Source organism: Ruegeria sp. G12 (assembly GCF_056533565.1).
This window is the reverse complement of record NZ_JBQFOO010000009.1, coordinates 35397-59020: the sequence shown is the minus strand read 5'-3', so window position 1 is coordinate 59020 and position 23624 is coordinate 35397. Positions and strand designations below refer to the sequence as shown.

At 60.9% G+C, this 23624-nt stretch carries 19 protein-coding genes; 9 read left to right on the top strand and 10 right to left on the bottom strand.

Annotated features, from left to right (window positions below; translation table 11 throughout):
• The first annotated feature begins 54 nt into the window (after window positions 1-54).
• Window positions 55-942 carry a LysR substrate-binding domain-containing protein gene (locus ACR0JN_RS18345; RefSeq protein WP_480887810.1) on the top strand — a complete coding sequence of 296 codons (888 nt, stop codon included), beginning with the start codon at window positions 55-57 and terminating at the stop codon, window positions 940-942.
• Between the two features lie 142 nt (window positions 943-1084).
• On the opposite strand, the gene ACR0JN_RS18340 is transcribed toward ACR0JN_RS18345, so the two are convergent.
• Together ACR0JN_RS18340 and ACR0JN_RS18335 are read right to left on the bottom strand one after the other, a co-directional pair.
• On the bottom strand, window positions 1085-2242 hold the full coding sequence (locus tag ACR0JN_RS18340; RefSeq protein ID WP_480887809.1) for an acyl-CoA dehydrogenase family protein: 1158 nt from the start codon (window positions 2240-2242) through the stop codon (window positions 1085-1087).
• Window positions 2243-2373: 131 nt separating this feature from the next.
• Window positions 2374-2937, bottom strand: coding sequence for a TetR/AcrR family transcriptional regulator (locus ACR0JN_RS18335; protein WP_480818441.1), 564 nt, complete (start codon window positions 2935-2937; stop codon window positions 2374-2376).
• Window positions 2938-3306: 369 nt separating this feature from the next.
• Between ACR0JN_RS18335 and ACR0JN_RS18330 the strand changes: the two genes are divergently transcribed.
• From ACR0JN_RS18330 to ACR0JN_RS18315, 4 genes are all read left to right on the top strand, one after another.
• The gene (locus ACR0JN_RS18330; RefSeq protein WP_480887808.1) at window positions 3307-3921 is read left to right on the top strand and encodes a pyridoxamine 5'-phosphate oxidase family protein; all 615 of its coding nucleotides are present in this window, start codon (window positions 3307-3309) and stop codon (window positions 3919-3921) included.
• Between the two features lie 92 nt (window positions 3922-4013).
• On the top strand, window positions 4014-6485 hold the full coding sequence (locus ACR0JN_RS18325; RefSeq protein ID WP_480887807.1) for a heavy metal translocating P-type ATPase: 2472 nt from the start codon (window positions 4014-4016) through the stop codon (window positions 6483-6485).
• Window positions 6482-6871: a Cu(I)-responsive transcriptional regulator gene (cueR, locus tag ACR0JN_RS18320; protein ID WP_480818444.1), complete on the top strand. Its 390-nt coding sequence runs from the start codon at window positions 6482-6484 to the stop codon at window positions 6869-6871. The genes ACR0JN_RS18325 and cueR overlap by 4 nt, the downstream gene beginning before the upstream one ends.
• Before the next feature lie 230 nt (window positions 6872-7101).
• On the top strand, window positions 7102-10164 hold the full coding sequence (locus tag ACR0JN_RS18315) for an aminotransferase class III-fold pyridoxal phosphate-dependent enzyme (RefSeq protein WP_480887805.1): 3063 nt from the start codon (window positions 7102-7104) through the stop codon (window positions 10162-10164).
• Between the two features lie 42 nt (window positions 10165-10206).
• On the opposite strand, the gene ACR0JN_RS18310 is transcribed toward ACR0JN_RS18315, so the two are convergent.
• Window positions 10207-10683 (bottom strand): hypothetical protein, encoded by a 477-nt coding sequence (locus ACR0JN_RS18310; protein WP_480887804.1) that lies wholly within the window; start codon window positions 10681-10683, stop codon window positions 10207-10209.
• Window positions 10680-10847, bottom strand: coding sequence for a hemin uptake protein HemP (gene hemP, locus ACR0JN_RS18305; protein ID WP_480616420.1), 168 nt, complete (start codon window positions 10845-10847; stop codon window positions 10680-10682). Before hemP ends, ACR0JN_RS18310 begins: the two co-directional genes overlap by 4 nt.
• Window positions 10848-11065: 218 nt before the next feature.
• On the opposite strand from hemP, the gene gph reads away from it, so the two are divergent.
• The 3 genes from gph (at window position 11066) to ACR0JN_RS18290 (ending at window position 14129) form a co-directional block, all read left to right on the top strand.
• Window positions 11066-11731: a phosphoglycolate phosphatase gene (gph, locus tag ACR0JN_RS18300; RefSeq protein ID WP_480887803.1), complete on the top strand. Its 666-nt coding sequence runs from the start codon at window positions 11066-11068 to the stop codon at window positions 11729-11731.
• Window positions 11732-12048: 317 nt separating this feature from the next.
• Window positions 12049-13755: a SulP family inorganic anion transporter gene (locus ACR0JN_RS18295; protein WP_480887801.1), complete on the top strand. Its 1707-nt coding sequence runs from the start codon at window positions 12049-12051 to the stop codon at window positions 13753-13755.
• A 149-nt stretch (window positions 13756-13904) separates the two neighbouring features.
• Window positions 13905-14129, top strand: a complete 225-nt coding sequence (locus ACR0JN_RS18290; protein ID WP_480818449.1) for a hypothetical protein — start codon at window positions 13905-13907, stop codon at window positions 14127-14129.
• 53 nt (window positions 14130-14182) lie between these two features.
• Here the strand turns inward: ACR0JN_RS18290 and dld are convergent, their stop codons facing one another.
• From dld to ACR0JN_RS18270, 4 genes are all read right to left on the bottom strand, one after another.
• On the bottom strand, window positions 14183-15904 hold the full coding sequence (dld, locus tag ACR0JN_RS18285) for a D-lactate dehydrogenase (protein WP_480887800.1): 1722 nt from the start codon (window positions 15902-15904) through the stop codon (window positions 14183-14185).
• Window positions 15905-15922: 18 nt separating this feature from the next.
• The gene (locus ACR0JN_RS18280) at window positions 15923-17074 is read right to left on the bottom strand and encodes an alpha-hydroxy acid oxidase (RefSeq protein WP_480818451.1); all 1152 of its coding nucleotides are present in this window, start codon (window positions 17072-17074) and stop codon (window positions 15923-15925) included.
• An 11-nt stretch (window positions 17075-17085) separates the two neighbouring features.
• Window positions 17086-19149, bottom strand: a complete 2064-nt coding sequence (locus tag ACR0JN_RS18275; protein ID WP_480887798.1) for a TRAP transporter large permease subunit — start codon at window positions 19147-19149, stop codon at window positions 17086-17088.
• A gap of 116 nt (window positions 19150-19265) precedes the next feature.
• Entirely contained in the window at window positions 19266-20315 is a 1050-nt protein-coding gene (locus ACR0JN_RS18270) for a TRAP transporter substrate-binding protein (protein WP_480887796.1), read from the bottom strand.
• 334 nt (window positions 20316-20649) lie between these two features.
• Here ACR0JN_RS18270 and ACR0JN_RS18265 point away from each other — a divergent pair, with 334 nt between their 5' ends.
• A complete protein-coding gene (locus ACR0JN_RS18265; protein WP_480818454.1) occupies window positions 20650-21423 on the top strand; it encodes a FadR/GntR family transcriptional regulator in 774 nt (257 codons plus the stop codon).
• Window positions 21424-21451: 28 nt separating this feature from the next.
• Here ACR0JN_RS18265 and bhcD read toward each other — a convergent pair whose 3' ends face one another.
• Window positions 21452-22441 (bottom strand): iminosuccinate reductase BhcD, encoded by a 990-nt coding sequence (bhcD, locus tag ACR0JN_RS18260; RefSeq protein ID WP_480887795.1) that lies wholly within the window; start codon window positions 22439-22441, stop codon window positions 21452-21454.
• Window positions 22442-22457: 16 nt separating this feature from the next.
• A complete protein-coding gene (gene bhcC / locus ACR0JN_RS18255) occupies window positions 22458-23621 on the bottom strand; it encodes a 3-hydroxy-D-aspartate aldolase BhcC (protein ID WP_480887792.1) in 1164 nt (387 codons plus the stop codon).
• Window positions 23622-23624 lie beyond the last annotated feature (3 nt).

Genomic DNA, 23624 nt, shown 5'->3' with positions numbered 1-23624 from the left:
GGCGCAAGCAAAAAGCCAGTGATAATCAGAAGCAAAGGTATGAGGAAATGTCATATGATTGCGCCCCGCCGCTTTCTGCCATCCATATCGTCCCTGCTGGCGCTCGAGGCGGTGGACCGGCTCGGCAGCGCCTCGGCTGCCGCCGAGGAATTATCTTTGACCCAAAGCGCGATCAGCCGTCAGTTGAAAGCGATGGAGGAGCAGCTGGGCGTCGACCTTATCCAGCGCACGCAGATGCGGCTGCACCTGACCCCAGCCGCCAAGGACTATGTCCAGACGGCGCGCGCGGCCCTGCAGCAACTGGCGCAGGCCTCGCTGAAGCTGAAGGCGAACCCCACCGGCGGGTCCCTGCATCTGTCGATCCTTCCGGCTTTCGGTATGCACTGGCTGGCCCCAAGGCTGCAGGATTTCGCCCGCCGCCATCCGGAGGTGACGGTCATTCTGAACACCCGCCTGAAACCGTTCGACTTCGACACCGAGCCATTCGATGCCGCTATCCACTTCGGTCAGAAGGACTGGAGCGGGGTGAATTATATGAAGATCATGCACGAAGTGGTGCTTCCGGTCTGCGCGCCAGAGCTTCTGCCAGACCAGCCGTCAGGAATTGAGTGGCTGACACAGGCCCCTCTGCTGCATCTTGAAACGCGCCCGGATGGCTGGGACCGATGGTTCGCCGCTCAAGGGCACCCGGCCAGCGGACAGCGCGGGATGATGTTCGACCAGTTCTCGACAATGATTCAGGCCACTATTCATGGGCTGGGCGTAGGATTGCTGCCCGGTTATCTGGTGGCCGAAGACCTGCAGAGCGGTCGGCTGGTGCAGGCCTGCGACGGGCCAGAGGTCAGCCTTGGCGACTACTACCTTGTCTGGCCGAACGGACGGGCCGAGGCAGAACCGCTGAAATCGTTTCGGATCTGGCTAGAGGAGCAACTGTCCTCATAGCGTAAGAAACTGCGCGGCCTTCGGCCTTGCGTCCTGCGGACGGCAGGTGGGCCGGGCAGGTGCGGGCTGCACCCGCACCTGCCCGGCCCAACGGGAGGAGACGTTCCGCTAGGAACGGTGACGACGGGCGGGAGCGCCCTGTTCACACGTCAATCGACCGCGCGATCAGTTCCTTCATCACCTCGTTGGTGCCGCCATAGATCATCTGCACGCGGGCATCGGCATAAAGGCGGGCGATGGGGTATTCCATCATGAAGCCATAGCCGCCAAACAATTGCAGGCATTCGTGCATAATCTCGTTCTGCACCTCCGAGCCCCAGTATTTGACCATCGATGCGGTGGCCGCGTCCAACTCACCCGCCTCAAGCTTGCCGATGCAATCGTTGACGAAGCTGCGCAGAACCTCGGCCTTGGTTTTGCATTCCGCCAGTTTGAAACGTGTGTTCTGGAAATCCATGACGCGCTGCCCGAAGGCCTTGCGCTCTTGCACGTATTTCACCGTCTCGGCGATGGCGAAGTCGATCGCGCCCAATGCCATCAATCCGATGGTCAGACGTTCCCACGGCAGTTGGTTCATCAACTGGTAGAACCCCTGCCCTTCTTCGGAGCCCAGCAGGTTGGTCATCGGCACTTTAACGTCTTCAAAGAACAGCTCGGCCGTGTCGTTGCCCTTCATCCCTAGCTTCTTGAGGTTCCGCCCCCGGCGAAACCCGTCCGCGCCGTCGGCCTCAACGACGATCAGAGACACGCCTTTCGCACCCAGGGACTTGTCTGTTTTCGCGGCAACAATGATCAGATCCGCCGATTGACCGTTGGTGATAAAAATCTTCGACCCGTTCAGCCGGTAGGAGTTGCCATCGCGGTCCGCCGTCGTGCGCACCGCTTGCACGTCTGATCCGGTACCGGGTTCGGTCATGGCCAGCGCACCAACCATCTGACCCGAGGCCAGTTTCGGCAGCCAGTTGCGCTTTTGATCCTCGCTGCCATAGGCTGTGATGTAATGGGTTACGATGGATTGGATTCCGTAACCCCACCCGGCATCCCCGCGCGCGGCCTGTTCGTAGATCGTGACCGAGTCGAACCCCATGCCGCCGCCGACCCCACCATATTCTTCGGCGATCGCCCCGGCCATAAGCCCGGTTTCGCCCGCTTTGGTCCAGAAGTCGCGATCCACAACGCCGTTGTCGACCCAGCGCTCTATATTGGGGGTCAGTTCGTCATCCATGAACCGACCTGCCATGTCGGCAAACATCCGGTGTTCATCCGTGACCCAGGCGGCGGTGGAGGTAAAAAGCGACATGTATGGCTCTCCGAAACTGTTGTTCAGAAGAGGCTATCGTCGGATTTGTCCGCTGCCAATCCGGGTGACGCCGCGTTTTGGGCAATGTGCTACGCAACGTTTCTTGCCATCAATGCATCAGCCGTCGTGGATCAGACCCGCGCTGCATCGATCAAAGACCTTGCCGCCTCTTTCCCGTCAATGGCCGCATCGCAGTTCTTCAACATCACCGCAGACACGATGGCCCCTTCCTGCAGCAATTGCACCTGCCGGGCCAGCTTTTCAGGCTCGCGCGCGTCGGCCTTGCGCGCCAGAGAGGTGAAATAATCCAAAACCAGGCGCTTGTTCTCGGCTGCCTGAATGTGGATGGGGTGGTCGGGGTTCTGGTATTCCGCACCCGCCTTGACGAAGATGCAGCCCCGGAACCCGTCTTCCTCGAACCATTCTCGTATGACATCAAACCCGGCAATCAACTGATCGGCGGGGTTGTCCGCGATCTCTTCGACCCGTTGCAGGAACCAGTCGCGAAAATTCTCATCCCGCAGGCGCAACACAGCAAGGATCAGGTCCTCTTTGGTGCGGAAATGCTTGTACATCGAGGTTTTGGACACACCCGTTTCCACCACAAGCTTGTCCATTCCGGTGGCGTGAAACCCGTCCCGATAGAACACATCCAGCGCTTTTCGAACCAGTTGATCCCGTTTGTTTGGACGCATAGACCCCTCCGAGGTGTACTGATTAGCACATAATTCCCGCGGTGCATGAATGCAATCTGGCCGCGATAACCGCCTGCCCCGTTTCGGAACATTTTTCACCTTCCCGTGTGCTGGACCGCTCTGCTGCACATTTTCATTGATCAGGCGGACTGATCGGTACACCTTGAGAAAAGTTTACCGATCAGTCCACCAAAGGAGCCAAGGAATGCAACGCCGCGCCAGCCCGTTTTCGCCCCAATACGTGCCTTTTCTGCTGACCCTTGCCCTTCTGGCCGCATCGCTGGCCTAAGCACGGCCGATTGATCGCACGGCCCAGCTTTGTCAGGTTGACAGACGACGCCCAGCCTTGGGCCTGTGAAAGGACCAGCCATGCCGCGTGCTTTTTCCGAACTGACCTTCACCCCTGCTGTGCGGGCGCATCAGGACCGGATGGGGTCAGCGCAGACCTATGCCAAGTTCATCGAAGGCGGCCCACAGCAGGGCCATCTGATCGGCGAGCCTGAGAAAGCCTTTATCGAAGCGCGCGACGGTTTCTATCAGGCGACGGTTTCAGAAACCGGCTGGCCTTATGTTCAGTTTCGCGGCGGGCCTGCGGGGTTCTTGAAGGTGCTGGGACCGCAGACAATCGGATATGCCGATCTGACCGGGAACAAACAGTATATCTCGCGCGGAAATCTGGACGGCAATGATCGCATTGCGATGATCCTTATGGACTACGCCAACCAGCGCCGCCTCAAGATCCTGGGCCGTGTCGAGATCACCGAGGGCGAGGCCGCCGCCGCAAGCCTGTACCCCGAGGGCGCTGAAACCCCGGCGGAGCGCGCCGTAATCATCCGCGTCGAGGCGCTGGACTGGAACTGCCCCCGCCACATCACGCCCCGCTTCACCGAGGCGGAACTGCGCCCCCATCTGAATGCCCTTGGTCAGCAACTGGCGCAGCTTCAGGCGGAAAATGAGCGGCTTAAACAGCAGTTGGCGACCTGAGCCTCTGCGGAAATTTTGACGCACCCCTCTTGACCTTCCCGTCACTGGAACCCCCATTTGAGGGGCAAAGAAACTGCCGGGATTCGAGTCGAATGGCGGACCCTCAGACATATCACCTTAAGGTCGAAGGCATGCACTGCGCCTCATGCGTTGCCCGTGTCGAAACCGCATTGCGGGATGTTCCGGGCGTGGACAACGCGGCGGTGAACTTTGCCACCAAAACCGCACAGGTTGCGTTTGACGGTCCAGTATCCGCGCTGACCGATGCGCTGGAGGCCGCAGGCCATCCGGCTGCCTCGCAACAAACCGTTCTGGCGGTCGAGGGCATGAACTGCGCCTCTTGCGTTGCCAAGATCGAACGGGTGTTGAAATCCAGCCCCGGCGTGGTCGATGCCACTGCAAACCTTGCTACCAAAACGGCCACGGTGACGTATGTCGAGGGCACGACCGATCCGGCGTCTCTGGCGCAGGTTGCGACCCGGTCGGGCTATCCTACGCAACCGGCTGGGGCGGCAAGCACAGAGGCCAGCTCCAAGGCGGACGAAATCAGCCACCTGACTCGCTCAACGCTGCTGGCCGCCGCGCTGGCCCTGCCGGTTTTCATTCTCGAGATGGGCGGACACATGATCCCGGCGTTTCATCACTGGGTGCAGGCGACCATCGGCACACAGACCAGCCAATTGATCCAGTTCGCGTTGACCTCGGCCCTGCTGATCGGACCGGGGCGAGTGTTTTACGCCAAGGGCATCCCGTCACTGCTGCGGCGCGCGCCCGATATGAATGCGCTGGTCGCCTTGGGGACCGGCGCGGCATATCTGTATTCGGTCGTGGCAACCTTCGCCCCACATCTGCTGCCAGCTGGTACGGCGAATGTGTATTTCGAGGCCGCCGCCGTCATCATCGTTCTCATCCTTCTGGGACGGCTGATGGAGGCGCGCGCCAAGGGCAAAACCGGCGCTGCGATCCGCAAGTTGGTCGGGCTGCAACCCAAGACGGCGCGCGTCGAACAGGATGGCGCAACCGTAGACCGCCCCATCGCCGAAATCGCAGTGGGCGATATCCTGCAAATCCGACCGGGGGAGCGCGTTCCAGTGGACGGTGACGTTCTGGAGGGCACCTCCTATGTCGACGAAAGCATGATCACCGGTGAGCCGGTTCCCGTTGGCAAGTCCACAGGCGATCAGGTGGTCGGCGGCACCGTGAACGGCACAGGGGCCTTGCGCGTGCAGGCCAGCCGTGTGGGCGCAGATACCGTGCTAGCGCAGGTCATCCAGATGGTCGAACAGGCGCAGGGCGCGAAGCTGCCCATTCAGGGACTTGTTGACCGGATCACATATCGCTTTGTCCCGGCGGTGATGGCCGTGGCGATCCTGACCGTACTTGCATGGCTGATCTTTGGGCCAGCCCCCGCCCTGCCGCTGGCGCTGGTCGCCGGGGTCTCGGTCCTGATCATCGCCTGCCCTTGTGCTATGGGGTTGGCCACGCCGACCTCGATCATGGTGGGCACAGGCCGCGCAGCGGAGCTGGGCGTTCTGTTCCGCAAGGGCGACGCGCTGCAGCAGTTGCAGCAAGCGCAGGTCATCGCGCTGGACAAGACCGGCACTCTGACACAAGGCCGCCCGGAACTGGACCATGTGACCACGACGAACGGTTTTGACCGGGCCGAGGTTCTGCGCCTGGCCGCCGCGCTCGAAGCGCGATCCGAGCACCCCATCGCCACCGCCATCACCCGCGCTGGCCCTTCGGACTTGCCAGCGGTGTCGCAGGTTCAGTCGTTGACCGGCCTCGGGCTGCAGGGGCGGGTCGAGGGCAAGGGCATTCTGATCGGCTCGCATAAACTGATGCAGCAGCAGGGGATCGACATCGCCGATCTGCAGTCGGAGGCCGAAGCCCGCGCCACTGCGGGGGCGACCCCCCTGTTCATGGCCATCAATGGTCTGGCGGCGGCGAGCCTTGCCGTCTCGGACCCGGTCAAGCCCGGCACGCGCGCGGCCTTGGCAGCCTTGCACCAGATGGGAATGAAGCTGGCCATGATCACCGGCGACAATGCCCGGACCGCCCGCGCTCTGGCCGACGATCTGGGCATCGACCACGTCACCGCCGAGGTTCTGCCGGACGGTAAGTTGGAGGCAATCCAAGCCCTGCGCGCCCAATACGGAACGGTGGCCTTTGTCGGCGACGGGATCAATGACGCGCCTGCTCTGGCGGCGGCGGATATTGGCGTTGCTATTGGCACCGGCACGGATGTGGCCATCGAAACAGCGGATGTGGTTCTGATGTCGGGCGATCTGCGCGGCGTGGTGAACGCGGTGGAAATCAGCCGCCGGACCATGCGCAACATCCGCCAGAACCTCGGCTGGGCCTTTGGCTACAACACCCTGCTGATCCCGGTGGCGGCGGGGGTGCTTTATCCATTCGGAGACCATCTGCTCTCGCCCGCTCTGGCCGCCGGAGCGATGGCCTTGTCCAGCGTCTTTGTCGTCACCAACGCCCTGCGGCTGCGCCGCGTTCGTGCCAGCGCGCCCGAGACCGCCCTGCCCGCAACCGAGGAGGCCCCCGCATGAATATCGGAGATGTCGCCACCCGCACCGGCCTGCCCGCCAAAACCATCCGGTACTATGAGGATATCGACCTGATCAAACCTCTGCGCGACGACAACGGCTATCGCCGGTTTCGCGAGCAGGACGTGCATAAGCTGACCTTTCTGGGCCGCGCCCGCGCGCTTGGGTTCACCATCGAGGATTGTCGGACACTGCTGGCGCTATACGAAGACGAGACCCGCGCCAGCGCAGATGTAAAACAGGTAGCAAAGGATCATCTGGCCCAGATCGAGACCAAAATCGCCGACCTGAACGCCATGCGCGATACGCTGAGCCACCTCATTGACGCCTGCGCAGGCGATGACAGGCCGGATTGTCCAATCCTGCAGGATCTGGGTGGCAAGGCCTAGGGGTTGCCCTTTCATCTCAGCTTTGCTTTGTCTCCGCTGAACAACAGAGAGAAACCCCAGATGGTACTTTATTGGTCTTGGCGGGCGGTGGAACTTATCGGCGTGGGTCGCTTTGGGGTGACGGCAGAGGGGGGCTGTCTGCCCCCCATCGCGCCAGGCGGCGCGATCCCCCCCGAGGATATTTTTGGACAGATGAAGGGGATCCATTTGGTATCTGGACTGGGAAACATATGAGCGATTTGACTGCATTCTGGGCCGGGGCCGTGCGCGGGCGCTGGGGGTTCGACGTTAAGCTGACGCGGCTGGACGGGGAATATGACCTGAACTTTCTGGCGCAGGCCACAAACGGGCAGGACTATGTTCTGAAGGTCATGCGTGCAGGCTGCGAGGCGGATCTGGTCGATCTTCAGATCAGGGCGCTGGAACATATCGCGGCTGAGGCTCCGGGTCTGCCGTTTCCAAAGGTCATTCCCGATCTGAACGGCGCGCTTTTACCAGAAGTAGAAGATACAGCGGGTGAGGCCCGGCTGGTCTGGCTGCTCGAACGGTTGCCGGGAACCTGCTACGCCAAGGTCGCGCCAGAAAGTGAGGAACTGATCCTGAAGCTGGGCCGCGTTCTGGGCGCAACCGACCGGGCGCTGCAGGGGTTCTCGCATGATGGTCTGGACAGGCCTTCGTTCAAATGGGATCTGATGCAGGCTGGGTGGATCGGAGATCAATTGCACGCGATTCCCGATCCGGACCGGCGCGATCTGCTGGCGGGCATTGCGGCGGGGTATGACCGCATCGCGGGTGCGCTGCAGGCGTTGCCGAAGCAGGCCATTCACAACGATGCCAACGACTACAACATTCTGGTTGACGGCGAATTGGGTCGGCATTCGGTGTCCGGGCTGATTGATCTGGGCGACATGTGCGCCGCGCCGCGCATCTGTGATCTGGCCATCGCCGGGGCCTATATCGTGCTGGACCATCCGAAGCCTGAACGCGCGTTGGCGGCTTTGGTTCGTGGTTATCACGCCGCCAACCGCTTGCAGGCCGAAGAGGTCGATCTGATCTGGCCGCTGCTGCGCATGCGACTGGCGGTGTCGGTGGTGAACTCGACCCTGATGGCACTCGAGAACCCGGAGGATCCCTATGTGACTATTTCGCAGGCACCTGCGTGGCGGTTTATCAAAAACGCTTCAGTCAACGGCGATCTGATGCCTGCGCGGTTGCGAGTGGCCTGCGGGTTTCCGGTGACAGATGGCGCCAAACGGGTGCAGGCCTATCTGAAGGATCATCGCGGCCATTTCGCGCAGATGTCCGGGCAGGATCTGAGCGATGCGCCGATGGGGTCGCTGTCGGTTGAGAACTCGCTCTGGCCGCAGAACCCGTTTCACATGCCCCTGGAAGAAGCCGCCCGCGTGGGTGAGGAATTCGGCCAAGGCCTCTGGCTGGGGTACTACAACGAGCCACGCCTGATCTATGCCGAGCCGGGGTTTCGTAAGGGGCCGTGGAAAGCCTCGGACCGGCGCACGCTGCATCTGGCGGTGGATGTCTTTGCCCCCGCAGGCACCGTTCTGCACGCGCCCATGAGTGGGCGGGTTGAGGCTGTGGAAAACCGGGACGCGCATCTGGATTATGGCGGCGTGGTGATCCTGCACCACGAAACGCCCGAGGGCGATCCGTTCTATACGCTGTATGGCCATCTGGACCCCGAAGTCTGTGATCGCCTGAAACCCGGCGATCCGGTGGCGCAGGGCGCGGTCTTTGCCCGCCTTGGCGACGCTTCGCAGAATGGCGGCTGGGCCCCGCATGTGCATTTCCAACTGGCGTTGACCACAGAGGGGATGCAGGCCGACTGGCCTGGCGTGGCCGACCCGGATGAGCTGGAACTATGGAACGCGGTCTGCCCGAACCCGGCGGCTCTGCTGAATTTGGCCGACGACAAGGTGGCCTATCGCCCAACCGACAAGCGGGCGATCCTGCAAGATCGGCGCGATCATTTCGGCGGCAACCTCAGCCTGACCTATGACGATCCGGTCATGCTGGTGCGGGGGTGGAAACATCACCTGTTCGACGAATGGGGCCGACCCTATCTGGACGCCTACAACAATGTCCCCCATGTGGGTCATGCGCATCCGCGTATTCAGGCGGTGGCGGCGGATCAGTTGAAGCGGATGAACTCGAACACCCGCTATCTGCATCCTGCGCAGACTGAATTTGCTGAGAAAATCCTTTCGAAACTGCCGGAGCAACTACAGGTCTGCTTCTTCGTCAACTCAGGGACGGAGGCCAATGAACTCGCCTTGCGGCTGGCGCGTGCGCATACCGGCGCGAAGGGGATTGTGACGCCAGATCATGGCTATCACGGGAATACCAATGCCGCCGTTGCGATCTCGGCCTACAAGTTCAACAAGCCGGGCGGGATTGGTCAGGCGGATTGGGTTGAACTGGTCGAGGTCGCGGATGACTATCGCGGATCGTTCCGGCGCGACGATCCCGAGCGCGCGACAAAATTCGCGGATTTGGTAGACCCTGCGATTGCCGCGTTGCAGGGCAAGGGCCACGGCGTGGCGGGCTTTATTGCCGAGACCTTCCCCTCGGTCGGGGGCCAGATCATCCCGCCCAAGGGCTATCTGCCTGCGGTCTATGAGAAAATCCGCGCGGCAGGGGGCGTTTGTATCGCCGATGAGGTGCAAACCGGGCTGGGGCGCCTGGGTGAGTATTATTTCGGCTTCGAACATCAGGGGGCGCTGCCGGATATCGTCGTTATGGGTAAGCCCATCGGCAACGGGCATCCGCTGGGCGTGTTGGTGACAACCAAAGAGATCGCGAAAAGCTTCGACAACGGGATCGAGTTTTTCTCGACCTTCGGCGGCTCAACCCTGTCCTGCCGGATCGGGAAAGAGGTTCTGGATATTGTCGATGACGAAGGCCTGCAGGACAATGCCCGCGTGATGGGCGCGCGTCTGATGGAGGGGCTGCGCGCGATCGAAGCCGATTTTGGCTGCGTCGGCGACGTACGCGGCATGGGGCTGTTCGTCGGGGTCGAACTGGTCAATCCCGACGGCTCGGAAGCCACGGAGATCTGCAGCTACGTTAAAAACCGGATGCGCGATCACCGCATTCTGATCGGCAGCGAAGGGCCGAAAGACAACATCCTGAAAATCCGCCCGCCCCTGACCATCGAGGCCGAGGATGTGGACATGATCCTATGGGCGCTGCGCGAGGTTCTGGCCGAGGTTGGCGACTACGCCCCCGAACCGGTCTGCGACCATGATCACCACCACCACGGCTGCGGCTGTTGTTAGAAAATGACCCCGGCTGCGCGGGCCGGGGTCTGGCTTTGCCACTCAGTGAACGACGGTCGCGGGGGTCCTGTGACCGGTTGTTGGCAAAGGTATGGCTGCGGTCATTCTGCGCAGGGCCAGACCCAGCTCCTCGGACAGCGAGGCCAGTGCGGGGGCAAAATCCGGGCGCACGATGAGCGAGGCCATCATCATCGCATCCTCACGCGCGCCTTCCGAGGCCGCCGTGATCATCTGCGCGAAACAATTCTCGTCCGCGCCCAGACACGAGCACCCCAAACCATGCCGTATCAGCGGACGACGCCCGTGATGGGCACAAAGCGAACACAAGCGATCCAGCGCCAGCATCGCCGTGCGCCCGTGATCCGTGCCGAGCGCGATATCGAAATCGCTGGCCGCATCGGCCTGCCCGCCGGGCCCGTCCGCCCAAAGCCGCAGATACATTACCGCGCCCGCTTCGATCGGGTCGAGGTCTGACAGGCGGCCAACAGCCGCCCCGCCTCGCGAAGATGGCGCGCTCATTTCGTCAGGATCAGCTTGCCGGCGCGGGTGATGCGCAGCGTGTAAAGCTGATCGCCCAGCTCGATATGGGCCAGATTGCCGCCCTTGGTCAGGTCTTCGGCCTTGTGGGCAGGCAACATGGAAACGGCATAGGATTGGGTGGCGGTCGGGGTCTGCGCGTTCATCGGACAACTCCAGGGGTTTTAAGGCCAGCGGCCTGATCTGTTCGCTTTTCTATCGGTCTGGCTGACCCAATGCTGGGTTGGCTGATGACTTCTACCCTTAATCTGATTATTTTAGTAAGGTATGTCAAGCCCGGCTTTCCGGACGCGCGGTATTGGCGCAATTGCGCTGCAGGGAAACCCGCGTTAGGTCTTGGCAAACAAGGCAGGAAGGCGGGCATATGACCACAGCAGTTGTGTTTGATCTGGACGGAACTCTGGTGGACAGCATCGGTGATCTGGCCGGGGCCGCGAACCGGATGCTGGCAGAAGTCGGACACGAACCGTTGCCGCAAGACGTGATCCGGGGATTCGTGGGCAATGGCCTGCCAAAGCTGGTTGAACGGGTCATGCGCCATTGCGACCTGCCAATAGATCGCCATGCAGACCTGACCCGAGCAACGCTGAACCACTACAATGCCGCCGCCAGCGAAACGACCCGGCCCTATCCCGGCATAACCGAAGCGCTGGCCCAATTGCAGGACATGGGCTGTGTTCTTGGGGTCTGTACCAACAAACCCGAAGCCCCGGCGCGCCACGTGCTGGAAGCGCTCGATCTGGCCCATCATTTCAAGGTCGTTCTTGGCGGAGATACCCTGCCCGTCCGAAAACCCGATCCGGCCCATCTGACGGAGAGCTTCCGTGCCCTGTCGGCCAAAGGCCCTTGCCTGTTTGTCGGCGATAGCGAAGTGGATGCCGAAACGGCAAAACGCGCGCAGGTGCCGTTTCTGCTGTTCACCGAAGGGTACCGGAAATCACCCGTGGACGACATTCCGCATGATGCCAGCTATGGCAGCGCCTCGGATTTGCCCGCGCTCGTCACCCGCATCGCGGGGCAGCCTGCCTGAAATCCAACACTCTACCCCCAAAAATTATTGAGGGGCCGGCCGAGGGGGTGTGGACCAGCCCCTCATGGGGGAAAAGTGTTCGGTCATCGCAGACCGGGTGGTTGTACTCTTTCTACCGAATCCCCTTGGGCGGCGAAATTGGGGGTTTCCCGTAGAAAGACAAAAACGGCTATAAACTCATACATAAAGGATCATTTTGATCCAAAAATTAGCAAGCGTTTTTCTGCACTTACAGTCTTGGTCCAGACACCGCTTGGACGCTAAAAAAGATATAATTGGGCATAAAAACACCCCAAACCGAAGGGAAGAGGACGGAAATGGGGACGAATCGCACACGCGCAAGGCCGGTTTCCTCCCCTGTTCTGCAGGGCATTCTGCCCATCGACCGGGCGCACCTTCCGACCGAGATTCTGGCTGGCATCACCTTTGCCTGCCTCGCGATCCCCGAGGTTATGGGCTACACCAAAATCGCCGGAACACCGGTTATCACCGGGCTGTATACGATCCTGATCCCGATGGCGCTTTTTGCGCTGTTCGGATCGTCGCGGCATCTGGTCGTCGGCGCGGATTCCGCCACGGCTGCAATCACCGCATCGGCGCTGGCCGGGATGGCGGTCTCCGGATCATCGGAGTATCTGGCGCTTGCCTCGCTTCTGGCGCTGATGGCCGGAGTGCTTCTGATCGCCGCGCGGCTGATCGGGCTGGGGTTTTTGGCGGATTTCCTGTCCAGAACCGTGCTGGTCGGGTTTCTGACCGGCGTCGGGGTTCAGGTCGCCGTCGGCGAAATCCCCGGCATGCTGGGCTTCGAAGTCGCAGGCCACGGCACCCTGACCAAGCTGCGGGGCGTGTTTCAGAACCTCGGTCAAATCAACGGGCCAACCCTTGCGGTTGCCACGACCGTATTGGCGACGGTTGTGGGCCTCACGCGCCTGTCGCGCAAAATACCGGGGCCGCTGATCGCCGTTGTCGCTGTGATCCTGTGCAGCTGGGGGTTCCAATTGGATACGCTCGGCGTCGCGCTGCTGGGCACAGTGCCCGGCGGTTTACCCTCGTTTTCGCTGCCGGATGTGCAGTGGAGTTGGTCGCTGTTCAAACAACTGCTGCCCACCGCCCTGTCGATCTTTGTGGTCATTCTGGCCCAAAGCGCTGCAACCTCGCGCGCTTATGCCGCCCGGTATGACGAGAGGTTCAGAGAGAACACTGATCTGGTCGGCTTGGGCCTTGCCAATCTGGGCGCTGCAGTCACGGGGACCTTCGTAGTCAACGGCAGCCCCACCAAGACCGAGATGGTCGCCAGCGCCGGTGGGCGCAGCCAGATCGCGCAACTGACCACCGTGGTGATCGTACTGGTGGTCATCCTTTTTCTGACCGGACCTCTGGCCTTTATGCCGACGGCCGCGCTGTCGGCCATCGTGTTCCTGATCGGCGTAAAGCTGATCGACCTGCGCGGGCTGGCCGCCATTTATAGGCAGGCGCGATCCGAGTTCTGGGTCGCGGTTGCAACCGCTGCCGTTGTCGTTGTGGTGGGCGTTGAACAGGGCATCATCTTCGCGATGGTCCTTTCGCTGGTCGATCATACGCGCCGGGGCTACCGGCCCAAGAACTCGGTGATCGTTCAGACCGACGATGGCGGCTGGCATTCCAAGGCGCTGTCGCCTCCGAACCAGTTCGAACCGGGCCTTGTGATCTATCGCTTTTCCCACGGGATGTATTACGCGAACATGCAGCGGCTCTCGGACGATGTGATCGGGATTATCCGGGGCTCGGGCCCAGAGATTGACTGGTTCTGCATTGATGCCTCAGCCATCGACACGGTCGATTTCACCGCCGGATACACGCTGCGCAGCATCCATAAGGAGCTGCAGGCCCGAAGTATCAGGCTGGTTTTTGCCATGGTGGAACCGGATGTGCGCGCGGAACTGACGCGATATGGGCTGGTCCAACAGGTCGGAGATAGCTTCATTTTTGAAACCGGCCAGGATCTGGTGAGCGCCTTTCACAACCGCCCAAAAGACAACAGCTAACGCGGCAGGGTTATTCTTGGTTTTACGACCCGCATCCCGGCTGCGTTGCGGTATGGGCAAGGCCGCCATGACCAAACACCCCCTTCACAGTAAGGGTGACACCACGCCATATACAACCGATGGGAGGACCAATTCCTATGGGGGTCCTGATGGCACATACAGCACATCAATCGCAAACCGGTTTCTCTGTCCTGGGCCTGATTGCAAAGTTCGGCTCAGCGATCACGAACGCGCTGGTCAGCCTGGCCGAGGCGCAATCGCGCGTCCGCAAAGTCAACTACCTGCAATCACTGAGCGACGAGGAACTGCAGAAGCGCGGCCTGACGCGCGAACGCATCGTTCACCGCGTCTTCACAGACTCACTCTGGCTCTGAACGCCGCGGGCGACATAGTGCAAGCCTACACGCCGTTCATCACGGCCTAAGGTCTAGGCGGCAGGTGTTCTGGTCTGATCGCTACCTTCGGCCCCTTCACCGTAGTTGCGGGCTTTTGACATTTTCCCGATGCCGGGGTTGAACGAGTTGGTCGGATCGCAACATTTGTAATGCGCCGCCAGATCGGGCTTGGCCTTATACAAATGCCCCACATTGTGCTCGGCGGGGTATTCCGCGCCGCGTTCGTCAAACAGCGCCAGCATCGCAGCCTTCAGCGCCTTGGGGTCCGCGCCTTTCTTGACCACGTAGTCCTGATGCATCACGTGGCACATGAAGTGGCCGTAATAGAGCTTGTGAACCAGTTGATCTTCGATCTCGGGCGGTAGTTTTTCCAGCCAGTCAAGATCGTTCCGGCGCAGGGCGACGTCGAGGGCGATGATATCCTCGACCTCATTGGCGTGGATCGCCATGTAGCGTACCGCAGCCCCGGCTGCCGCAAAACGATGCAAACCCGCGATCTTAGCTTCACGCGCGGTGCACTCAAAGAAGTCGGCGTCGCGGTCACCGAGGAAATCGGGGAGCCATTGTGCCGCCTCATCAATCCCGCCGTCTTTCATTTTCAGGATCAGGTGGTGTTCATAGCGATCGCGGAACTCGGTCATCCGTTTGGGCAAGACCCGAGGCCACAGCGCCACCGCCATTTGCATGAAACGATCGGTGAAGTTCCGCAGCACCGGGATACGGCGCAGTCGCGCATCCACCGCGCCTTTCTGGGCAAAGAACATCGGCAGCCGGTCGGTGCCCAGCTTGTCAATCATGACAACCGTGTCCTTGCCGTAGCGCGCCGTGATGTCGAACACCTCGCGCTGCATGTATTCGGCTGAAACGGGCAGCGAGGTGAACTCGGACAGGATGTGCCGACGCAGCGCGGCCAGATCGCCCGGGTCATTGGTGCCGATATAAAAGACCTTCTCGGCCTCATTCTTGGGGAATGTATCCAGCCGCACCGCAAAGACCGCCAGCTTCCCGGCCGAGCCTGCGGATTCGAACAGCTTCGCCTTGTCCGCGTTGAACCGGGCCGGCGTTTGGGCATCCACGTCCCGCACGATCTGCGCGTAATCACTGGCCGAGGCCCTTTTATTCGTCGCCCCCGGGGCGCGGTCGAAAGTTCCGGCGTCCAGGTTGCCCAGGATCTCCTCGGGCGTCTCGCCCAGATCGATGCCCAAATGGTTGACCAGCTCCAACTCACCGGCCTCGGTGATCTGCGCATAGACCGAGAGTTCGGTATAGACCGGCCCCCGCTCGACCAGAGAGCCGCCGGAATTGTTGCAGACACCGCCGACAATCGAGGCGCCAATGCAGGACGAGCCAATCACCGAATGCGGCTCGCGCCCCAGAGGGGCCAGAAGTTTCTCAAGCGCAAACAGGGTGGCACCGGGAAAGCTGACCACCTGCTCGCCCTCGTTCAGCGGCACCAGCGCATCCATGCGGCGGGTGTTGATCAGAACCACGTCGCGATCATAGCTACCGGAAGGGGTCGAGCCTTCGGTCAACCCGGTATTGGCCGCCTGCATGATCACGATCTTGTCGGCGGCCACGCAGGCCTGAAGCACTTTCCACTGCTCCAGCAAGCTACCAGGGCGCAGGACGCACAGCGCCTCGCCCTCACCCGAACGGAAACCGCGGCGAAACCGTTCGGTGGCCCGTTCGCCGGTCAGGACATGGCGCGAACCAACAATTGAACGGAAATGGGTAATCAGTTCATCATTGGTCATGGCAGCCTCCGTTACGGTCTATGCGGCGCGAAAGCGGATGTTCTCGCGGCTCAGTTGGTCGATGCTGGTGACGCCCATCAGCTTCATGTCGCGCTCAATCTCGGCGCGCATCAGCCCCAGCGCCCGTTCGACACCGGGCTGACCGGCGGCGGCCAGCGGGTACAGGTAATGACGCCCGACGCCGACAGCCTTGGCGCCCAGCGACAGCGCTTTCAGCACATGGGTGCCGCGCTGAATGCCGCTGTCCATCATCACGTCCAGCTTGTCGCCAACGGCGTCAACGATTTCGGAAAGTTGGTCAAAAGGCGTGCGCGAGCCGTCCAACTGGCGGCCCCCGTGGTTCGACAGGATGATGCCGGTACAGCCAATCTCAGCCGCGCGCTTGGCATCCTCGACCGTCATGATGCCCTTCAGGCAGAACTGGCCGTCCCAGTCGCGCACCATCTGCGCCACGTCATCCCAGTTCATCGACGGGTCCAGCATCTCGGTGAAGTAGCCGCCGATCGAGCTGGCACCGCCGCCCATATCCACATGTTCTTCCAGTTGCGGCAGGCGGAATTTTTCATGGGTGACATAGTTAATGCCCCACATCGGCTTGATCGCAAACTGGATCATGCCACCCAGCGTCAGCCGGAACGGAATCGAAAACCCGGTGCGCAGGTCGCGTTCGCGATTGCCGCCGGTGATGCTGTCCACGGTCAGCATCATCACCTCGACCCCGGCCTCTTTCGCGCGCTGCATCATCGCCGCGTTCAGTCCGCGATCCTTGTGGAAGTAGAACTGATAGACCTGCGGGTTCTTGTGTTTCTGGCGCAGTTCCTCCAGCGACACGGTGCCCAGCGAGGACACCCCGAACATGGTGCCGTATTTCTCGGCCGCTGCCGCCACGGCGCGTTCCCCCTGATGGTGGAACAGGCGCTGCAAGGCAGTGGGCGAGCAGTAGATCGGCATGTCCAGCTTCTGCCCCATCACCGTGACAGACATGTCCACATCTGACACCCCGCGCAGGACCGAGGGCAGCAGATCGCAGCGGTCGAACGAATTGGTGTTCTCGCGATACGTCACCTCATCATCCGCACCACCGTCGATGTAGTTGAAGATGGGCCCCGGCAGCCGCTGTTTGGCCAGCCGCCGGAAGTCGTGGAAGTTATGACATTGGTTCAGACGCATGGCACAGCTCCTTAGTAGGCGACCGAAGGTAGCCAGGTGGCGAGGGTCGGCCACAGGAAGACCAGCGCCAGACCGGTCAGCTGCAGCAGCACGAAGGGGATGATGCCCTTGTAGATGTGCATCAGCTTGATTTCGGGCGGGCAGACGCCTTTCAGGTAGAACAGGGCGAAGCCCACCGGCGGTGTCAGGAAGCTGGTTTGCAGCGTTACTGCCACCAGGATCACGAACCAGACCAGCGCAGGCTCATCCAGAACGCCGAAGCCGGGGATGTCGATGCCCAGCCCGTTCACGATGGGGCGCATCAGGGGCAGTACGATCAGCGTGATCTCGATCCAGTCCAGCACAAAGCCCAGCAGGAAGACGATGAACAGGATGAACAGAACCGTGCCGTTGGCCCCGAAGCCGGTGGATTGCACCACATGCTCGATCAGCTCGTCCCCGCCCAGTTCACGCAGAACATACGAGAACACGGTCGCACCAAGGAAGATCGCAAAGATATAGGCGGTGGTGTTGAAGGTCGACACCAGCACGTTCCACAGCTTGGTGAAAGTCAGCTTGCGATAACCCAGCGCCAGCAGAGTGGCACCCAGCGCACCGATGCCCGAGGCCTCGGTCGGGGTGGTCAGGCCCGCAAAGATCGAACCGAGCACTGCCAGGATCAGCATCAGCGTCGGAATGACGGCGATCAAAACATCCTTGACGGCGGCCCAGTCGGGGGCCTTGGCACCCTCGGGCACGGGGGCCGCGTCACGCTTCACCAGAGCCAGGATGAAGATGTAGGTCAGGTACAGGCCACCAATGATAACGCCGGGGAAGACCGCAGCCATGAACAGGTCGCCCACAGACAGGGCCATCTGGTCGGCCATGATCACCAGCATGATCGACGGCGGGATCAGAATACCCAGCGTGCCCGAAGCCGAGACCACGCCAGCCGCAAGCGTCGGCTGGTACTTCTGCTGCATCATTGATGGCAGCGACAGCACGCCCAGCAGAACCACGGAGGCTCCGATGATACCGGTTGAGGCCGCCAGAATGATCCCGATCAAGGTCACGGTAATCGCCAGTCCCCCACGCACGGTGCCAAAGAGGCGCTGCATCGAGGACATCAGACGCTCGGCCACACCGGATTCGTCCAGCATCAGGCCCATGAAGATGAACATCGGCAGGGCCACCAGAACCGCGTTCGACATGGTCGCATAGACCCGGTTCACCACGGCGCCAAGGGTCAGGTAATCCAGCCCGGTAAAGGTGCTTTCCAGCCCGGTCCACAGCATCAGGTCGTTGTCGAACAGATAGGCCAGACCGCAGTAAGCCACACCAACACCTGCCAGAACCCATGCCACCGGGTAGCCGGTGAAGAGTAGCGCGATGAAGGTCAGGAACATCGCAATGACCAACTTTTCCTCGGTCGTCTCGACAAGGAAGGTCAGGCCCACGCAGACGGCGGCAAAAACGGCCAGCACCAGCAGGATGCGGCGCAGCGACGCGCCCTCTCGTTCCGAAGCCGGTCCGTAGAGTAGCGCGTGCCCGTCATGGATCAATCGGGCCAGTGCAGCCAGCGCCAGCAGCACAAAGCTGATCGGAATGACCGCCTTGAACGCCCAGCGCGCAGGCAGGCCGGTGGGGCTGTCCGAGCGTTCGTTGACGCGGAAGCTTTCGTAGAAATAGTCGTAGCCCTGATCGATCATCAGATAGATGAACGGGGTCAGCAGGGTCAGAATGCCGATCACCTCGATCACCCGCTGTGCCCGGCGGGAAAGCTGCATATGCAGCACGTCCACACGCACATGGCTGTCGGTGATCAGGGCGTACGAGATGCCGATCATCGTGACGATGCCGTAGAAATGCCACTGGATCTCGTCCAGTTTGGGATAGTTCTGGCTGAGCAGATAGCGCAGCGAAACCTGCGTGAAGATCGCGGCGATCAGCAGGACATTGGCCCACATGACCACATGACCCACGGCCTTGACCCCTGTGTCGATCGCCACGGCGATTTTCTGGCGGTCGGTTTCGGGATGTTCCAGAAGGCCTTCATAGGCCTCGACCGGATCATTAAGGTTCTTTTGGGTGGACATGGTCATTCCTCACTCAGCAGCCCGGCGCGCGGGCAGTGAAAGGTTAGAAATTCCGGGTTTGGAAAGAAGTGACCGGAGCAGCGGTTGCCGCCGCTCCGGTTTCGTCAGTCAGGAGGTTACTGACGCGGGAGGAAGGCGTTGGTCTTCCACAGGTCATAGCCTTCGCGGAACTCGTTCATGTCGGCCAGAACCTGAGCGAAGAAAGCGTCATTGGCAGCCTCTTCGGCGGCAACTTCTTCCCAGGTGGCGCGGAACGTGTCCAGCATCTCGGGCGACCACTGCTTGATGGTGACACCGTTGTTTTCGACGTTGTCGATCAACGCGGCGTGCTGGATGGCTTCACCTTCGGCAAAGCTGTCTGCCATCGAGGCCTTACAGGCGGTTTCGATGATCGCCTTGTGCTGATCGCTGGTCTCGTTCCAGACGTCCTTGTTGATCATCAGTTCAAACACGGTCGCCTGCTGGTGCCAGCCGGGGAAGTAGTTGAACTTGACCAGCTTGTGGAAGCCCAGACGCTGGTCGATGGCGGGCATCGAGAACTCGGTCGCGTCGATGGCACCTTTTTCCAGTGCGGGGAAGATTTCACCACCCGGCAGCAGCGAGGTTGCAACGCCCAGCTTCTGCATCACTTTGCCGCCCAGGCCGAAGAAGCGCATCTTCAGGCCGTTCAGGTCCTCGGGGCTGTTGATCTCGGTCGCGAACCAGCCCGAGGTTTCGGGCGCGATGATGGCGCAGGGCATGACGTGCACATTGTAGCCCGCCTGATCATACATTTCCTGATACAGTTTCAGGCCGTTGCCGTAATACAGCCACGCCATGTATTCGCCTGCCTCGGGGCCGAAAGGAACGGCCGAGAACAGCGGCGCGGCGGGGATTTTACCAGCCCAGTAACCAGCGGTGGTGTAACCCGAGTTGATCTTGCCAGTGGAAACGGCATCCAGAATCTCGAACGGCGGAACCAGTTTGCCCGGCTCGTACACTTTCATCTTCAGCGTGCCGCCCGACATCAGGTCAAGCTGTTCGGCAACGCGCGGAATGGGCGAGCCCAGACCCGGCAGTTCGGTCGAGAATGCAATCGGGGTTTTCAGCAGCAGCTTGTCAGCCGCAACCGCAGGTGCGGCAATTAGGCTGGCGGCCACAGCGAGGCTCGTCAGGGTCTTCTTCATGAAATCTCCTCCAGGGTTGGTCGGGATGTTTGCCCGATCAGCGGCGCAGGCTCTTCCAGCGCCTCTCCGGTGGTAAACTAACTTTACCATCACCATCCAGTCAATAATTTTATTTACCACTGAGGTCCACCAAGGCGAGCTTGGGTGCCGCAATTTCTGATGAAAGCGCGGCGCCGCACCATGCTGCGTCGTGCCGTCAGTCGTTAAAAATCATTTATATTTAGGGCTCTACAGCGATCTCAATCCAATAATTCAGCCGCTTGAATTTTTTGCAGATATGGTTATATTTGTTTACCACTGGCACTGTGCCCGGATCAAACAGAGGCGGACCAACATGAGCAGCATGGCGATTTTTGAACCGGTCGGACACGAATCGCTGGCTGAAGCCGTGATATCGCAGATCGAAGACCTGATCGCCTCGGGTATCCTGAAACAGGGCCGCAAACTCCCGTCAGAGCGTGATCTGGCCGAGATGCTGCGCGTGTCGCGCCCGAAGCTGCGTGAAGCGCTAGCGGTGCTAGAAGAACGCGGACTTGTCACCACGCAACATGGCGAAGGCACGTTTGTGGCTGCGCTGACAGGACAAGCCATGATGCCAGCCCTTTTGGCCCTGTACCAACGGCACGAGCCCGCCTTTTTCGACTATCTCGAATATCGCAGAGAGCAGGAAGGCTTTGCCGCCCGGCTTGCCGCACGACGGGCAACAAAGGCCGACAAGGAACGGATTGCCGAGATTCTGGACGAAAACGAGCGTGCCTGGCGGGAAAGCGATACGAAAGCTTCGCAAGAGGCGGATTTTGCCCTGCACTCGGCGATTGTGGATGCCAGCCAAAACGCCACGCTGATCCACATGATGGCGTCAATCTATGACCTGACCCGCCGGGGCGTGTTCTACAATCGCGACTTTCTACGAAGCATAGACGGAACCGGCGAGAAGCTGTTGCAGCAGCACTTGGAACTGGGCCGGGCAGTCATCGACGGCGACGAAGCGCGCGCCGAAAAGGCGGCGACCGATCACATCGACTTTGTCGAGGAATCCTTCAAGCTGGGGATCGAACAGAGCCGCCGGGAGGCTATGGCCGAAAAGCGCCGCATGCTGTCGCGGTGATCTGTTGAATCCCAGCTTTGGGCAGACGCTAGAGGGCTGCCCGCTGCGCCAATCCTTTTTCCTCCGCCAACCGTGCGGCAACCGAAGCCACGGCGAGGTCTTGCAAACCGACACCGGTTCCGTCGAACAGAGTGATTTCGTCAGCGCTGCTCCGCCCCGGAAGATCGCCATTGATCACAGCACCGATCGGTGTGATCTGATCTGGCGTCAACGATCCGTCTGCAATCGCGTGCTGCGCCTCGCCGATGGTGGTGGATTGGGCGGGCTCATCGGTGAACACTGTGGCGGCTGCAACCAGCGTCGGGTCGACTTCTTGCTTGCCTTTGGTGTCGGTGCCCATGCAGGCCAGATGGGTGCCGGGCTTGATCCAGTCCCGCATCAACAGCGGTTCGAACGCTGATGTGATGGTGATAATCACATCCGCCTGCGCGCCCAGTTCCTGTTGCGAGACGGCTTCGAACTCCAGACCAATCTCCTCCGCCACTGCCTGAAGACGCGGCAGCATATCCGGGTGCGGGTTCCAGGCGACCACTTTCTCGAAATCGCGCTGCTCGGCAGCCGCGCGCAGTTGGAACGCGGATTGGTGGCCCGCACCGACCATGCCCAGCACTTTGGCGTCCTGTCGCGCCAGATGGGCAATCGACACCGCAGATGATGCGGCTGTCCGCACAGCCGTCAGATAGTTACCGCCAACCAGCGCGGCCAGTTGGCCCGTATCGGGGTCGAACAGAAACACGGTGGACTGATGGTTGGTCAGGCCCTTGTCCATGTTTCCCGGCCAGTACCCGCCGGATTTTACACCCAACACCTGCCCCGCCCGGTCGAAGCCGGATTTGAAGCCGTATAAAGCGTCGGCATATCCAATGGCCTCTCGAATGACCGGGAAGTTATAGGCATCGCCGCGGGCCATGGCCGCGAACACGGCCTCGACCGCGGTGAACGCATCCTTACGCCCGACCAGTTGCTGACACAGGTCTTCTCCGACGATCAGCAGGCCCTTCTCAGACATGTCCTTCATGCTCCTCCCCCTCGGCTCAAAACGCCTTGCCGCGTGCTGATACCGGCCACAGGGTTTCAACCTTGCCACCCCGCACACCCACATACCAATCGTGCATATTGGCCGTCGGGTCACAGTGCCCCGGCACCAACCGCAGCTTGTCGTTGACTTTCAGAACCCCGTCCGGGTCGGCAACAACGCCATGCTCGTCCGAACATTTGATGTATTCCACATCCGAGCGCCCAAAGATCACCGGCAGGCCACTATCCACCGACTGCGCCTTGAGGCCCGCATCCACGATGGCCTTGTCCGCCTTGGCGTGGCTCATGACGCTGGTGAGGATGAAGAACGCGTTTTCCCATTCTCCCCGGTCGATACGGTTACCATCCTTGTCCAGAATGCGGCCATAATCGGCATCCATGAAGGCGTAGGAGCCGCACTGCAGCTCATTGTAAACGCCCGAGGTGCTTTCGAAGTAGTACGAACCCGTTCCACCGCCGCCGACGATGTCACAGTCCAGACCTTCGGCTTTCAGACCCTCTACAGCGTCTTTCACCTGTGCCACGGCGATGTCGATCTTGGCCTTGCGGTCCTCGTAGCGGTCCATGTGCTGCATTGCACCCTGATAGGCCTGAATGCCCGCAAACCTCAGCCCCGGCGCGGCATCTATGGCCTTGGCGATGGCAATCACTTCGGGGGTGGTCGTCACACCGCAGCGGCCTGCACCGCAGTCGATTTCCACCAGACATTCGATTTCCGTGCCATGACGCTGCGCGGCCTCGGACAGGTCTGCAACGTTGTCGATATCGTCCACGCAACAGATCGTCCGCGCGCCCAGTTTGGGCATCCGTGCCAGACGGTCGATCTTGGCCGGGTCGCGCACCTGATTGGAGACCAGGACATCCTTGATGCCGCCTCGGGCAAAAACCTCGGCCTCGGACACTTTCTGGCAACAGACCCCGCAGGCCCCGCCCAGATCGACCTGCAACTGCGCGATGTCCACAGATTTATGCATCTTGCCATGCACCCGGTGGCGCATCCCGTGCGCCTTGGCATAGTCGCCCATCTTTTTGATGTTACGCTCAAGCGCGTCCAGATCCAGCACCAGGGCGGGGGTTTGAATCTCGGCCTCATCCATGCCGATGGCGGCTGGGATGTCGAAGCCAACGTCCAGTTGATCTATGTTTACAGGCTTGTTCATGAC